Origin of the sequence: Streptomyces sp. JB150 (assembly GCF_011193355.1) — a bacterium.
Classification (GTDB): Bacteria; Actinomycetota; Actinomycetes; order Streptomycetales; family Streptomycetaceae; genus Streptomyces.
Genome location: NZ_CP049780.1, coordinates 587,505 through 601,156, shown reverse-complemented (window position 1 = coordinate 601,156; position 13,652 = coordinate 587,505). Strand labels below are relative to the sequence as shown.

Below are 13,652 nucleotides of genomic sequence, written 5' to 3'. Positions count from 1 at the left end.
TCGCACCCGCTGTCCCGTTCGTCCGACGAGTCTACGGGTGAAAACGGTTCCCATTATGTGTTCGGTGGCGGCGTCACTCACTCCAGTGACGCCAGGACGGACAGCAGCCGGTCGATCTCCTCCGCCTCGTTGTAGACGTGCAGACTCACCCGTACGGAGCCGGTCGGCTCGCCCGCCTCGCCCTGGCAGTGCTGGTCGGAGCGGACCATGAAGCCGTGGCTGAACAGGATGAACCCGAGGTCGCCGGAGTCGACGCCGCGGTGCCGGAAGGTGACGATGCCGCGGCGCTGCTGGACGGGTGAGCCGGCGGCGAGACTGGTCTGGCAGCCCAGGATCTCGTAGGCGTCCAGCCGGCGCAGTCCGTCGGTCAGCCGGGCCGCGAGCGCCACCGTCCACCGCTCGATCCGGTCGACACCGGCCGCGTCCAGCCAGTCCAGGGCCGCCGTCAGGGAGGCGATGCCGACGGTGTTGGGCGTGCCGGACCACCCGCCCGGTGTGAACGCGGGCCCGCGCGCCTGCCGCGCCCACACGGCGCCCGTCCCCGGCAGGGCCATTGCCTTGTGCCCGGAGAAGACGACGAAGTCCACGTCCAGGCCGGCCACCGACACCGGCACATGGCCGACGCTCTGGGCGGCGTCCAGGCAGATGACCGCGTCCGGACCGACCGCCTCGCGGATCCGGTGCACGTTCATGTCGCCGCCGTACACGTGGTGGACGTGGGTGACGGCGACGAACCGGGTGCGCGGACCGGCCAGTTCGGCGAGCGCCCGGTGGTCGTAGTCGCCCGAGCCCGGCTGGTACGGCATCGGCCGGAGCAGGACGCGCACGCCCTGCCGGGCCAGCAGCCGCTGGGCTTCCAGCCACGGCTCGATGTTCGCCTGGTGGTCGGCGACGGGGACGACGATCTCGTCGCCGTCGGAGAGGAACGAGGGCAGCCAGTCGCGGGCCAGGGTGCGCAGCCCCTCGGTGGTGCCGCTGGTGAAGTGCACCGCCGAGCGCGCGGGGTCGGGGTCGCCGAGGAACCGCTTGACCCGCTCGCGCGCCTCCTCGATCAGCGCGGTGCTGCGGTTGGCCCACGGATAGGTGCCGCGCCCGGCGTTGGCGTTGGTCGTGGTGAGGTAGGTCAGTGCCGTGTCGAGCACGGCCCGCGGCTTCTGGGCGGTGGCCGCGCTGTCCAGATAGGCGAGGTCGGGGTGGGCGGTGACGATGGGGAACTGGTCGCGCAGCGCGCGCTGCCAGTCCCGTAACTCGGTGAGCGCGGCGGTGCCCTGGGCGCGGATGCCGGAGGTGGTCATGGCCGTCAGTCCCGCACCAGGGGCGCGCCCGCGTCCCGCCAGGCGATGATCCCGCCGGCCAGACTGCGCACGTCCGGGTGGCCCATCCGGGTCAGCAGCGCCGCGTAGCGGGCGGACTTCTCACCCACCGGACACGCCAGCAGCACCGGACGGCTGCGGCTGAACGGCAGCCCGCCGCGCAGCAGTTCCTCGAAGACCTCGTCGACGATGTTGACCGATCCGTCGATGTGCAGCGCGGCGTACGCGAACGGGCTGCGCAGGTCCACCACGAGCGGCCGGCCGGTGCCGATCCAGGCGCGGGCCTCGGCGACGCCGACGGACGGGGCCGTGCGCACCTCGTCCTCGGTCAGGTCGGCCGGCGAGTCGGTGCGGACCGGGCGGCCGAACAGGTCGGGGCGCCGTTTGCGGACGTAGCTCAGATAGCTCTCCACCCGGTCGCAGACGATGAACACCGCCGACCGACGCTCCGTCAGCTCCGCGTCGATCTCGCGCAGCCGGCGCACCGCACCGAAGTAGGCGGCCCCGCCGGTGGGTCCGGCCAGGATGCCGCAGCGGCGGTTCAGGGTGAGCATCCCCTCGATCGCCTCGTCGGAGGTGACGGACTCGATCGCGTCGTAGGTGGCCGGGTCGAACAGGCCCACCTCGTGCGCCTCGTCGAGGGTGCGGATGCCGGGGATGAAGTCGGACTTGGCCGCGACCAGCCCGAGGACCCGCACCGCGGGGTCGTTCTCCCGCAGCACCCGGGCGACCCCCGTCGAGGAGCCCGCGGTGCCCACGCAGGCGACGAACCAGTCCGGGGCGCGGCCGTCCAGGTCCTTGACGATCTCCGGGCCGGTGCCGGTCAGATGCGCCTCGGTGTTGCGCGGGTTGAAGTACTGGTCGGTGTGCAGGTACGCGCTGCCCTGCTCCGAGATCGTCCGGTGGAACAGGGTCAGCGGGTCGTCGGTGGCGGTCGGGTCCAGGCACTCGCTCTGGCCCGGCAGCTCCTCGATCTCCGCGCCGAGCAGCAGCAGCAGATCCTTGATCTCGGGGATCCGCATCCGGTTGGTGACGCTTCTGAAGGTCAGCCCGTGCATGCCCGCGAGCACGGCCAGCGCCTTCGCCGTGTTCCCGCTGGACAGCTCCACGACCTGGCTGCCCCGCGCCGCCGCGGTATCCAGGTGCGGGCGGGCCATGTTCCACGCGGCCCGGTCCTTGACCGAGCCGAACGGGTTGAGCAGTTCCAGCTTGGCGTACAGGTCGATGTGGCGCAGACCGTGCACGGCCGGCTCGATGCGCACCAACGGGGTGTTGCCGATGGCCTCGGTGATGCTGTCGTACCTCACTGTGCTCCCCCCACGGAGGTGGTCGGCCAGTACTGATCGTCCAGGCACCAGTGCCACCCGCCGTCCTCCTGCCAGGCGGCGACCTTGCGGGCGACGGGCTGCCGCTGGGCCAGGGTGGCGTGAAAGTCCATGCAGTAGCCGGCGGTGTTCACGAACGCCATCAGGTCGCCCGGCTCGGGCCGGTGCGGCAGGAAGACCGTGCGGCGGGTGATCAGGTCCGACTCCAGGCAGAGATTGCCGAAGAGGTGCACGGCGACCGGCGCCTCGCCGGGTCCGGCCGGGGCGGGGCCACGGCCGGCGCGGGGGACGACGACGGGGTCCAGCAGGACGCCGTGTTCCTCCAGGCCGATGTCGCCGGCGTTCGCCGCCAGCCGCACGTGCAGCTCCCCGCCGGGCTCCGGCTCGCGCACCTCCAGCACCTTCGCGAGGGTCAGCCCGCACTGGTCCAGCAGGGCTCGTCCCGGCTCGGTGTGGAGGTCGTACAGATGTTCCGCCAGCAGCGCGCCCAGCGGCCGGCCGTCCAGCGACGGGGCGGGGTGGGCGAGCAGTTCGTCGAGGTAGCGGGCGCCGGCGACCGGCCGGTGAGCGGGGTAGAGGCCGAGCGCGCCGCGCAGGGTGCCGCCCTCGTTGCGCAGTCCGTAGCCGTGCCCGCCCCAGGTCAGTGGTGGCCGCAGTCCGAGGACGGCGTCGGTGAGCGCGCTCGTGTAGCGCTGCCACTGCTCGCCGTCGGCCAGGTAGTCGAGTCCGAACCCGCCGCCCACGTCGACGGCCCGGGGCCGCAGCCCCCGGTCGCGGCACTCCTCCAGGACCCGCAGGCAGCCCTCCAGCGCGGTCGCCTTCTCGTCGACGCTGGTGGTGTCGAGGTGATAGGCCACGCCCACCGGCTCCACCGCGTCCCGGTACGACTCGGCCGCCGCCAGCAGCGACCCGGCCGCCCGCACCGGCGTACCGAAGCGGCTGCGCCGGCTCAGCACCCGCACACCGGACGCCTCGAACCCCGACAGACGCAGCAGCACCCGCACCGGCGGCAGCCCGAACCGCCGTACCAGCGCCGCCAGTTGTTCCAGCTCGCCCCGGCTGTCGACGCTGACGGTGACGGAGCTGCGGGCGGCCAGCCACAGGAACTCGGTGTTCTTCGGGCCGGTGGCCGTGACGCGGTCGGGGGTGAAGCCGGCGCCCAGCGCGTGCCGCAACTCGTCCAGGGACGCGACGTCGACCCCGGCGTCCGTGGCGGCCAGCCGGCGCAGCAGGGCGCTGGAGCGGTTCGCCTTGTGCGCGTAGAACACCTGGCCCGGCAGATGGTGTTTCGCGTAGACGGAGCGGAACTCCGCGACGTTGTCCGCGATCTGATCGGGGATCACCACGTTCAGCGGTGAGCCGAGCCCGTCGGTGAGTGCGTGCAGGAGCCGCGGGGACTCCAGCAACGAGCCGGTACGCGCGCCCAGTCGTGGTTCGAGATACAAGGGATGCCCGCCCATGCCCGCCCCTCCGCCCGCATGCCAGACCCGGCGCCCCCGGGCCCGCCCGACCGTTCCCGCCCCTTCCCGAGCTTCGCCGTATAGCCCCCTATCCATTCTCTGGTCGCTTTACGCCCGGTTGGCACCGTCCTTCGGCCGATCTCCTTGACTCCCGAGGCCCCGGTCGGGATGCTCGACGCACGCGATTGGCGCGGACATGGCAAACAGGGGAGTGGGTATGGCTCCACGCTGGTACCGCACGCGAAAGCACGCCGGGCGGAAGAACGTCACCGTCGTCACGCTGCTCCTCCTCGCCCTGGCCATGGCCCTCGGCCCCGCCCCGCAGTCCGCCGCCGGCGACGACTGGTGGAACCCGGTCGCGCGCCCCGCCCCCGACTCCCGCATCGGCGTCACCGGCGAGCCGTTCACCGGCACCGACGCCCAGGGCCGGGTGCGCGGATTCGTCGACGCCCACAACCACCTGTTCTCCAACGAGGCCTTCGGCGGCCAGCTCCTCTGCGGCAAGCCGTTCTCCGACGCGGGCATCGCCGACGCTCTCAAGGACTGCCCGGAGCACTACCCCGACGGCTCGCTCGCGATCTTCGACTTCATCACCAACGGCGGCGACGGCCGGCACGACCCCGTCGGCTGGCCCACCTTCGCGGACTGGCCCGCCCACGACTCGCTGACCCATCAGCAGAACTACTACGCCTGGATCGAACGGGCCTGGCGCGGCGGCCAGCGCGTCATGGTCAACGACCTCGTCACCAATGGCGTGATCTGCTCGGTCTACTTCTTCAAGGACCGCTCCTGCGACGAGATGACGTCCATCCGGCTCCAGGCGAAACTGACGTACGACCTCCAGGCGTACGTCGACCGCATGTACGGCGGACCCGGAAAGGGCTGGTTCCGGATCGTCACCGACAGCGCCCAGGCCCGCCGGGTCATCGAGCAGGGCAAGCTGGCCGTGATCCTCGGCGTGGAGACCTCCGAGCCGTTCGGCTGCAAGCAGGTCCTCGACGTGCCCCAGTGCGACAAGGAGGACATCGACAAGGGCCTGGACGAGCTGCACTCGCTGGGCGTGCGCAGCATGTTCCTGTGCCACAAGTTCGACAACGCGCTGTGCGGGGTCCGCTTCGACTCCGGCGCCCTCGGCACCGCGATCAACGTCGGACAGTTCCTGTCCACCGGCACCTTCTGGAAGACCGAGAAGTGCACGGGCCCGCAGGCCGACAACCCGATCGGTCTCGCGGCCGCGCCGGAGGCGGAGAAGCGGCTGCCGGCCGGCGTGAGCGTCCCGTCGTACGACGCGGACGCCCGCTGCAACGTGCGCGGGCTCACCCCGCTCGGCGAGTACGCCGTGCGCGGCATGATGCAGCGCAAGATGATGCTCGAGATCGACCACATGAGCGTCAAGGCCACCGGCCGGGTGCTCGACATCTTCGAGGCCGAGTCCTACCCGGGCGTGCTCTCCTCGCACAGCTGGATGGACCTGAACTGGACCGAGCGCGTCTACCGCCTCGGCGGCTTCGTCGCCCAGTACATGCACGGCTCCGAGCACTTCACCGCGGAGGCGCGGCGCACCGACGCGCTGCGCGAGAAGTACGGCGCCGGCTACGGCTACGGCACCGACATGAACGGCCTCGGCGGCTGGCCCGCCCCCCGCGGCACCGACACCGGCAACCCGGTCCGCTACCCCTTCCGCAGCGCCGACGGCGGCTCCCTCCTCGACCGCCAGACCACCGGCGAGCGCACCTGGGACCTCAACACCGACGGCGCCGCCCACTACGGCCTCGTCCCCGACTGGATCGAGGACATCCGGCGGGTCGGCGGCCAGGACGTGGTGGACGACCTGTTCCGCGGCGCCGAGTCCTACCTCGGCACCTGGGGCGCGACCGAGCGGCACCGGTCCGGGACCGACCTCGCCCGCGGCGCCACCGCCACCGCGAGCTCGACCGAGTGGTGGAACCCCTTCACGAGCTTCGCGCCCGGCCGCGCCGTCGACGGCGAGCCCGGCACCCGCTGGGCCAGCGAGTGGAGCGACGACCAGTGGCTGACCGTCGACCTGGGCGCCACCCACCTCGTCGGCCGGGTCACCCTCGACTGGGAACGCGCCTACGGCAGGGCGTACCGCGTCGAGCTGTCCACCGACGGGGACACCTGGCGGACCGCCTGGTCCACCACGTCCGGCGACGGCGGACTGGACACCGCGCGCTTCACCCCGGCACCCGCCCGGTACGTCCGCGTCCAGGGCCTGGAGCGCGGCACGGACTGGGGTTACTCCCTCCGCGAGGTCAGCGTCCACAGCGGCTGACGGCCGGGGGTTCGGCCGCCCGCCCCCACCCCTGGTCACCCGCCCGTCACCCCCTGGCCGCACGGATCCCCTCGTCCGGCCATCAAACTTGAACCGTTTGTTTTCTTTAATTGTTCGTGTTTACGCGGTAGCTTGGCCCCCGTGACCGCATCCGGGACCCCGACCACCGCCGACGAGCTGCGTGGCGCAGGCCTGCGGGTGACGGCGGCCCGTGTCGCGCTGCTCGACACCGTGCGGGCCGGCGGCCACCTGGACGCCGAGGCCGTCGCGGCCGGTGTGCGCGAGCGCGTGGGCCGGATCTCCCTTCCGGCCGTGTACGACGCGCTGCACGCGCTCACCGCGGCCGGACTCGTACGCCGTATCGAGCCCCCGGGCTCCCCGGCCCGCTACGAGGGCCGGGTCGGCGACAACCACCACCACCTCGTGTGCCGCTCGTGCGGCGCCGTCGCCGACGTCGACTGCGCCGTCGGCCACGCCCCCTGTCTCACCGCGTCCGACGACCGCGGCTTCGCCATCGACGAGGCCGAGGTCATCTACTGGGGTCTGTGCCCCGGCTGTTCCACCACCAGCAGTTCCTGAGCACCGTGATCCACTAGTTCGGAAGGTTTCCCATGGCTGAGAACCCCGATGCGATCGTCACCGACCCCAAGACGGAGGGCACCGGTGGCTGCCCGGTCGCACACGGGCGTGCGCTGCACCCGACCCAGGGCGGCGGCAACCGCCAGTGGTGGCCGGAGCGGCTCAACCTGAAGATCCTCGCGAAGAACCCGCCCGTGGCGAACCCGCTCGGCGAGGACTTCGACTACGCGGAGGCCTTCCAGAGCCTCGACCTCCCGGCCGTCAAACGGGACATCGCCGAGGTGCTGACCACCTCCCAGGACTGGTGGCCCGCCGACTTCGGCCACTACGGCCCGCTGATCATCCGCATGGCCTGGCACAGCGCCGGCACCTACCGGATCAGCGACGGCCGCGGCGGCGCCGGAGCCGGCCAGCAGCGGTTCGCCCCGCTGAACAGCTGGCCCGACAACGCCAACCTCGACAAGGCCCGCCGCCTGCTGTGGCCGGTCAAGAAGAAGTACGGCCAGAGCCTGTCCTGGGCCGACCTGATGATCCTCGCCGGCAACGTGGCCCTGGAGACCATGGGCTTCAAGACCTTCGGCTTCGCCGGCGGCCGCGAGGACGTCTGGGAGCCGGAGGAGGACGTCTACTGGGGCCCCGAGACCACCTGGCTCGACGACCAGCGCTACAGCGGCGACCGCGAGCTGGAGAACCCGCTCGGCGCCGTCCAGATGGGCCTGATCTACGTCAACCCCGAGGGCCCCAACGGCAACCCGGACCCGCTGGCCGCGGCCCGCGACATCCGTGAGACCTTCCGCCGCATGGCGATGAACGACGAGGAGACCGTCGCCCTCATCGCCGGTGGCCACACCTTCGGCAAGACCCACGGCGCCGGCCCCGCCGACCACGTCGGCAACGACCCCGAGGCCGCCTCCATGGAGGAGCAGGGCCTCGGCTGGAAGAGCACCTACGGCACCGGCAAGGGCGCCGACACCATCACCTCCGGCCTGGAGGTGACCTGGACCAGCACGCCCACCCGGTGGAGCAACGGCTTCTTCAAGAACCTCTTCGAGTTCGAGTACGAGCTGACCGAGTCCCCGGCCGGCGCCAAGCAGTGGGTCGCCAAGGACGCCCCGGAGATCATCCCTGACGCCCACGACCCGGCGAAGAAGCACCGCCCGACCATGCTCACCACCGACCTGGCCCTGCGCTTCGACCCGGTCTACGAGCAGATCTCGCGCCGCTTCTACGAGAACCCGGACGAGTTCGCCGACGCCTTCGCCCGTGCCTGGTTCAAGCTGACCCACCGCGACATGGGCCCGAAGTCGCTCTACCTCGGCCCCGAGGTCCCGGAGGAGACCCTGCTGTGGCAGGACCCGCTGCCGGAGCGCGAGGGCGAGCTCATCGACGCCGCCGACATCGCGGCGCTCAAGGCCAGGCTGCTCGACTCGGGCCTGACCGTCTCCCAGCTGGTCACCACCGCGTGGGCGTCCGCCTCCACCTTCCGCGGCAGCGACAAGCGCGGCGGCGCCAACGGCGCCCGCATCCGCCTGGAGCCGCAGCGCAACTGGGAGGTCAACGACCCCGACCAGCTCGCGGTCGTGCTGCGCACCCTGGAGAGCGTCCAGCAGGAGTGGAACACCGGCGCCCGGAAGGTGTCCCTCGCCGACCTGATCGTCCTCGGCGGCTGCGCCGCGATCGAGAAGGCCGCCAAGGACGCCGGCTTCGACATCGAGGTGCCCTTCACCCCGGGCCGGGTCGACGCCACCGAGGAGCACACCGACGTCGAGTCCTTCGCCGCGCTGGAGCCCACGGCCGACGGCTTCCGCAACTACCTGGGCAAGGGCAACCGCCTCCCGGCCGAGTACCTGCTGCTCGACAAGGCGAACCTGCTCACCCTGAGCGCCCCCGAGATGACCGTCCTCGTCGGTGGGCTGCGCGTGCTCGGCGCCAACCACCAGCAGTCGCAGCTCGGCGTCCTCACCCGGACCCCGGGCGCGCTGACCAACGACTTCTTCGTCAACCTGCTCGACCTGGGTACGACGTGGAAGGCGACCTCGGAGGACCAGACCACCTTCGAGGGCCGCGACGCCGCCACCGGCGAGCTGAAGTGGGCCGGCAGCCGCGCCGACCTGGTCTTCGGCTCGAACTCGGAGCTGCGCGCGCTCGCCGAGGTCTACGCGAGCGACGACGCGAAGGAGAAGTTCGTGCACGACTTCGTCGCCGCGTGGGTCAAGGTCATGGAGCTGGACCGGTTCGACCTGGTCTGAGCCGGCTCCGCCTGACCGGCCGCTCCTCCGCTGTCCGGGCCGACCCGTCACGGGCCGGCCCGGACCTGTCGGATCCGCCGCGGGTCGTCTGACCGGGCGTTTCGGCCGCGGGTCGCCTGACCTGTCGGATCGGCCACGGGTCGGCTGACCTGGCGGATCCGTCTCGGGTCGCTCATCCGATGTCCGGCGGGTGCGGGCCCTCGCGCGCGCATGGTCCGGGCTGCTTCGGGTACGCGTGGAATGCCGTGTCCGGGTCGATCTTGGGCCGGGCACGTCGTACGACCGCAGCTATCTGGGGACCCGCCATGGACACACCCGCCGAGAACGGCACCACCCCCGCGCAGCGGGCGCTCGACGCCCTCGCCCGGAACACCGAGGATGCCGCCGCGCTGGACACGCTCGCCCACAGCGACGTGCTCGTCCCGGTGCCCGACGACGTCCCCGAGGAGGACGCGACCGACCCCAGCGCCGTGGCGCTGCCCGTACTGGAACAGCCGGACGGCGTGCCGGTGGTGCCCGTGTTCACCTCCGAGCTGGAGATGGCCGGGCTGCTGCCGTACGTCTCCCGCTACCGGCTGGTCCCGCTGGGCGCGCTGGCCGCGCAGTGGCCCTCGGACGATCTTTCCCTCACCATCGACGCCAGCTCGGCGCACGGCCTGACGCTGACCTCGGACGGCGTGCGCACCCTGCTGGCCCGCCCCTGACGGCGGCGGCCGCCGGTCACAGGTCAGCGATCACGGGGTCAGCGACATCCCCTCCGGCACGGCGATGCCGAAGTCGACGTCCAGCACCCGGCGCACCTCGGCCTCACCGGCCAGTTCCCGCTTGCGGACCGTGCCGTCGTCGCCGGTCTCGGTGAGGAGGCGGTCCTCCAGGAGGAGATGCCCGTCGGACGTGGTCCGCTGGATGTACAGCCGCCGGGTGAACGGCGACCGCGGGCTCGTCCCCACGAACCAGTTGAACATCTCGTAGTCGGCCGGCTCGAACGGCTCCACGGTGAACGCGTACTGCGCGACCCACTCCCCGCCGGTTCGGTCGTACGCCTCCAGCGTCCACACCGGCAGCGGCCCGCCGTGCGACGCGGGCACGAGCCGGTGGCGGCGCCCCGCGCCGTGGAACTCGGTCCCCGCGGTCAGCGGCACGGGCTCCAGCAGCGCCCCGACCGTCCCGAAGCCGACGTCGGCGAGGTACGGCGACGGATCGCCGTCCACCGTGACGAGCAGGGCCATGTGGGAGCGCGGGCGGCTCTCGACGCGGTCGGCGCCGAGAGCGACGCGTGCGGCGAGCATGGTCACCCGGAAGCCGAGCGCTTGCAGCGCGTACGAGAACAGCAGGTTGTGCTCGTAGCAGTAGCCACCCCGCCGGCTCTCCACCAGCTTGGCCATGAGATCACCCGGGGCCAGGGACGGCGCCCTGCTGTGCAGCGCCTCCAGGTTCTCGAACGGGATCGACAGGGAGTGGGCCAGATGCAGCCCCCGCAGCGTCGCCGGGTCGGCACCGAGGGGGCCGTCCCAGCCGATTCTGCGGAGATAGGCGTCGAGATCGAACGGTGTCGTTTCGGACATGCCCCTCACCCTAGGCGGGCGTCGCGGCTCCGTCGGCGGACCCGGGTCGGGCCCGCTCTCGGACGTTGGTCCTAGGCCAGTCGTGCCGCGGGCATGCTCGCCCGTTGCCGAGGAACCGGGCTACTTGACGCAAAGAGCGCTGTCCTCGGCGGATCTTCGCTCCGCACACTCTGCTGTGCGCGGTGACGCACGACGAGTGCCGGGGGGACTCATGACGAGAACCGTGCTGGACACGACGGGCCTGTCGCCGGACGAGAGGACGTCCGTCTGGGAGGAGACGGCGGCGCTCGCGCTGGTCACCCAGCGCTTCCGGTTCCCGGACCCGGAACGCTCCGGCGCGCTCATCCGGGTCATGGAACTGGGAGCGGCCCAGCTCTCCGCGATCGCGTACGCGCCCCTGGTCTCGTACCGCTCCGCACGCCTCATCCGGCAGTCGGACCCCGAGTTCTGCCAGCTCGCCCTGATCACGTCCGGGCGGCAGGGCGTGGAGCAGGGCGGGCACGAGACGCTGCTCGGACCGGGCGAGATGGTCCTGTACGACAGCTCCCAGCCGTTCCAGGGGCGCGTCGAGACGGACCGGGAGCGGTCCGGCTGCGTGCTGCTGCAGCTCCCCCGGCAGCTGATGCCCCTTTCGGACCGGGTGGTCAGACCGGAGTGCGGGGCGGCCCTATGAAGCCGACGGCGGGCATGGGCCTGGTGTTCCGTCAGATGCTCACCACACTGGCCGGTCCGGACACCGAGCTGTCCGGCGGCGACCAGGCCCTGCTGGGCACGACCGTCGTCGACCTCACGGCGGCGGTCGCCGGACACGTCGAGCAGGCGTCGGCGCTGCCGCCGGGGTCCCGGATGTCCGCGCTCTACCACGCGATGGTGGGCTCCATCGTCCGGAACCTGCCCGATCCCCAGCACGGACCGGCCACGTGGCGGCGGCGCACAGCGTGTCCCTGCGCACCGTGCACCGCGTCTTCCAGGCGCACGAGACCACCGTGTGCGACGTCATCCGGCGGGCACGCAGGTCCCGTTGCCGCCGGGACCTCGCGGACCCGCGCGACGCGAGCCCCGTCCGGGCGATCGGCGCCCGCTGGGGTTGTCCACGGCCCTCCGAGTTCACCCGGGCCTTCCGCGCGGCGACCGGCATGACCCCGACGCAGTTCCGTGCCCTGGTGCAGAAACGTTTCTGAGGGGCGAGCGGCAGTCAGGACGGTGCGAGCCGCGGGCGGGGCGCGTCCCGGCGGGCGAGCCCCCACGAGGAATCACCAGGCGTCACTCGTGTGCGATTCGGGCCGGGGCCGGGTGTGTCAGCGGTCATCCGGGGCATTCGGCGCAGTGGGCCGGCGTGATGGGACGGCGGTCGGTACACGTTGAGGAGATGGGGATTCATATGCGCTTCAGGGGGAGGACGTCCGGCGCGATCGTGGTCGCCGCGGTGGTGGGGAGTGTCGTCCTGACCGGTTGTGGCGGCGGCGACGCGGAGGCCGAGGGGGACGGCAGGTCGCCGAGCGCCGGCACGAGCGCCGGTGCCCGGGAGCAGGGCACGACGGAGGTACGGGCGGCCTACGACAAGACGGCCGAGGCCGAGTCGGCACGGATGACGATCAGGATGAAGCTCTCCGCGGACGGCAAGACGATCACGTCCGACGGCGAAGGCGTCATCGATCTGGCCGAGGGCGACAGCGTCATGACCGTCCGCGCGCAGGACGGGACGCTCGAACAGCGCGTCGTCGACCAGGTCCTCTACCAGAAGGTGACCGGTCAGAAGGCGCCGGGCGGCAAGCCCTGGATCAAGATCGACCTGAAGAAGGCGGCCGCACAGCAGGGCCTGGGCAACCAGCAGCTCGGCGACCCGGCCCAGACTGCCGCGTACGCCAAGGCGATCACCGACAAGGACGTGACCAAGGTCGGCACCGAGAAGATCGACGGCACCAGCACCACCCACTACAAGGTCTCCGTCGACGTCGCCGAGCTGCCGGGCGGGGAGCAGATGAGCAAGCAGCTCGGCCCGACGCTGCCGATGCAGGTCTGGCTCGACGACGAGGGCCGGCTGCGCCGCCAGCAGATCGACATGACCGTCGACGCCCCGGCCTCCGCCTCGGCCCAGCCGGACAACAGCGCGGCGCCGCAGCGGCTGAAGATGAGCACGGTGCTGCAGTTCTCGGACTTCGGCACCGAAGTCGACGCGGAGGCGCCGCCGTCCGGACAGGTGGCCGACATGACCGACGAGGCGCTCCGGGGCGCCCGGCAGCAGAGCTGACCCGCCAGGACCGGTCCGCGTCGGCTGCCCGCCACGCCCGGCCTCTGGGGCGTGGGGCCGCCGGCGCGGGGCGGGAAGGCCAGGAGGAGTTGTGGTGGATGATTCGTCCCTGCGAGCGGTGGGCTGGGCACGCTCGCTGCCCTTGAGTACCGGCCCGAAAGCGGCACGCGACTGGACCCGCGACCATCTGGAGTCCCTCGGCTGGACGCGCAGCCACCCGCAGACCGTGGACGACGTGCTGCTGACCGTCTCCGAACTCGTCACCAATGCCCACGTCCACGCGCACTCCACCGCCCGGCTCGTGATGGCCTGGGACGGCCAGTGCCTGCACATCACCGTGCACGACGACGACGCCGCCCTGCCCACACCGCGCGAGCCCAGCCAGGACCGCCCCGGCGGGCGGGGGATGCTTCTCGTCGACGCCCTGGCCGACGAATGGGAAGCCCGTCGCTGCCCGCACGGCAAGTCGGTGACCGCCTGCTTCCGCCCGTCGGCCACGTGAAGAACCCCGGCCGGCCCGCACGCTGACCCCGCGGGGTGCGGGCACGGCCTCGACCTCGACCCGCACCGCGTCTGCGCGAAGCCCGGCGGCCCCGTCCGGCGGCCTCGCGCACGCG

12 protein-coding genes are annotated in these 13,652 nt (G+C 72.1%); 8 read left to right on the top strand and 4 right to left on the bottom strand.

The genetic code is table 11. From position 1 onward, the window contains the following. Positions 1 to 77: 77 nt before the first annotated feature. Genes G7Z13_RS02810 through G7Z13_RS02800 form a run of 3 tightly spaced genes read right to left on the bottom strand, consistent with a single transcriptional unit; the run spans position 78 to position 4,098 of the window. Positions 78 to 1,295, bottom strand: a complete 1,218-nt coding sequence (locus tag G7Z13_RS02810) for an aminotransferase class V-fold PLP-dependent enzyme (protein WP_165995702.1) — start codon at positions 1,293 to 1,295, stop codon at positions 78 to 80. 5 nt (positions 1,296 to 1,300) lie between these two features. Then, complete coding sequence (locus tag G7Z13_RS02805; protein WP_165995700.1) at positions 1,301 to 2,620, bottom strand: pyridoxal-phosphate dependent enzyme; 1,320 nt, start codon at positions 2,618 to 2,620, stop codon at positions 1,301 to 1,303. Beyond that, positions 2,617 to 4,098, bottom strand: coding sequence for a Y4yA family PLP-dependent enzyme (locus tag G7Z13_RS02800; RefSeq protein WP_165995698.1), 1,482 nt, complete (start codon positions 4,096 to 4,098; stop codon positions 2,617 to 2,619). Before G7Z13_RS02800 ends, G7Z13_RS02805 begins: the two co-directional genes overlap by 4 nt. Positions 4,099 to 4,315: 217 nt before the next feature. Here G7Z13_RS02800 and G7Z13_RS02795 point away from each other — a divergent pair, with 217 nt between their 5' ends. The 4 genes from G7Z13_RS02795 to G7Z13_RS02780 all read left to right on the top strand — a co-directional run bounded on the left by G7Z13_RS02795 (position 4,316) and on the right by G7Z13_RS02780 (position 9,923). Then, positions 4,316 to 6,391, top strand: a complete 2,076-nt coding sequence (locus G7Z13_RS02795; protein WP_165995696.1) for a discoidin domain-containing protein — start codon at positions 4,316 to 4,318, stop codon at positions 6,389 to 6,391. 141 nt (positions 6,392 to 6,532) lie between these two features. Further along, positions 6,533 to 6,970: a Fur family transcriptional regulator gene (locus tag G7Z13_RS02790; protein WP_165995694.1), complete on the top strand. Its 438-nt coding sequence runs from the start codon at positions 6,533 to 6,535 to the stop codon at positions 6,968 to 6,970. Between the two features lie 32 nt (positions 6,971 to 7,002). Further along, positions 7,003 to 9,219, top strand: coding sequence for a catalase/peroxidase HPI (gene katG / locus G7Z13_RS02785; RefSeq protein WP_165995691.1), 2,217 nt, complete (start codon positions 7,003 to 7,005; stop codon positions 9,217 to 9,219). 305 nt (positions 9,220 to 9,524) lie between these two features. Beyond that, a complete protein-coding gene (locus G7Z13_RS02780; RefSeq protein ID WP_165995689.1) occupies positions 9,525 to 9,923 on the top strand; it encodes an SseB family protein in 399 nt (132 codons plus the stop codon). Between the two features lie 30 nt (positions 9,924 to 9,953). Here G7Z13_RS02780 and G7Z13_RS02775 read toward each other — a convergent pair whose 3' ends face one another. Beyond that, positions 9,954 to 10,784 (bottom strand): arylamine N-acetyltransferase, encoded by an 831-nt coding sequence (locus tag G7Z13_RS02775; protein ID WP_165995687.1) that lies wholly within the window; start codon positions 10,782 to 10,784, stop codon positions 9,954 to 9,956. A 211-nt stretch (positions 10,785 to 10,995) separates the two neighbouring features. On the opposite strand from G7Z13_RS02775, the gene G7Z13_RS02770 reads away from it, so the two are divergent. The 4 genes from G7Z13_RS02770 (at position 10,996) to G7Z13_RS02755 (ending at position 13,537) form a co-directional block, all read left to right on the top strand. Beyond that, positions 10,996 to 11,457 (top strand): hypothetical protein, encoded by a 462-nt coding sequence (locus tag G7Z13_RS02770; RefSeq protein ID WP_165995685.1) that lies wholly within the window; start codon positions 10,996 to 10,998, stop codon positions 11,455 to 11,457. A 247-nt stretch (positions 11,458 to 11,704) separates the two neighbouring features. Continuing rightward, positions 11,705 to 11,965 (top strand): helix-turn-helix domain-containing protein, encoded by a 261-nt coding sequence (locus G7Z13_RS02765; RefSeq protein WP_165995683.1) that lies wholly within the window; start codon positions 11,705 to 11,707, stop codon positions 11,963 to 11,965. 200 nt (positions 11,966 to 12,165) lie between these two features. Beyond that, complete coding sequence (locus G7Z13_RS02760) at positions 12,166 to 13,035, top strand: hypothetical protein (protein ID WP_165995681.1); 870 nt, start codon at positions 12,166 to 12,168, stop codon at positions 13,033 to 13,035. 94 nt (positions 13,036 to 13,129) lie between these two features. Then, entirely contained in the window at positions 13,130 to 13,537 is a 408-nt protein-coding gene (locus G7Z13_RS02755; RefSeq protein ID WP_165995679.1) for an ATP-binding protein, read from the top strand. Positions 13,538 to 13,652 lie beyond the last annotated feature (115 nt).

Bases quoted from the DNA above. Each gene is read 5' to 3' on its own strand.
- G7Z13_RS02810 (WP_165995702.1), bottom strand. From the start codon at position 1,295: ATGACCACCTCCGGCATCCGCGCCCAGGGCACCGCCGCGCTCACCGAG.
- G7Z13_RS02800 (WP_165995698.1), bottom strand. From the start codon at position 4,098: ATGGGCGGGCATCCCTTGTATCTCGAACCACGACTGGGCGCGCGTACC.
- G7Z13_RS02795 (WP_165995696.1), top strand. From the start codon at position 4,316: ATGGCTCCACGCTGGTACCGCACGCGAAAGCACGCCGGGCGGAAGAAC.
- katG (WP_165995691.1), top strand. From the start codon at position 7,003: ATGGCTGAGAACCCCGATGCGATCGTCACCGACCCCAAGACGGAGGGC.
- G7Z13_RS02780 (WP_165995689.1), top strand. From the start codon at position 9,525: ATGGACACACCCGCCGAGAACGGCACCACCCCCGCGCAGCGGGCGCTC.
- G7Z13_RS02775 (WP_165995687.1), bottom strand. From the start codon at position 10,784: ATGTCCGAAACGACACCGTTCGATCTCGACGCCTATCTCCGCAGAATC.
- G7Z13_RS02770 (WP_165995685.1), top strand. From the start codon at position 10,996: ATGACGAGAACCGTGCTGGACACGACGGGCCTGTCGCCGGACGAGAGG.
- G7Z13_RS02760 (WP_165995681.1), top strand. From the start codon at position 12,166: ATGCGCTTCAGGGGGAGGACGTCCGGCGCGATCGTGGTCGCCGCGGTG.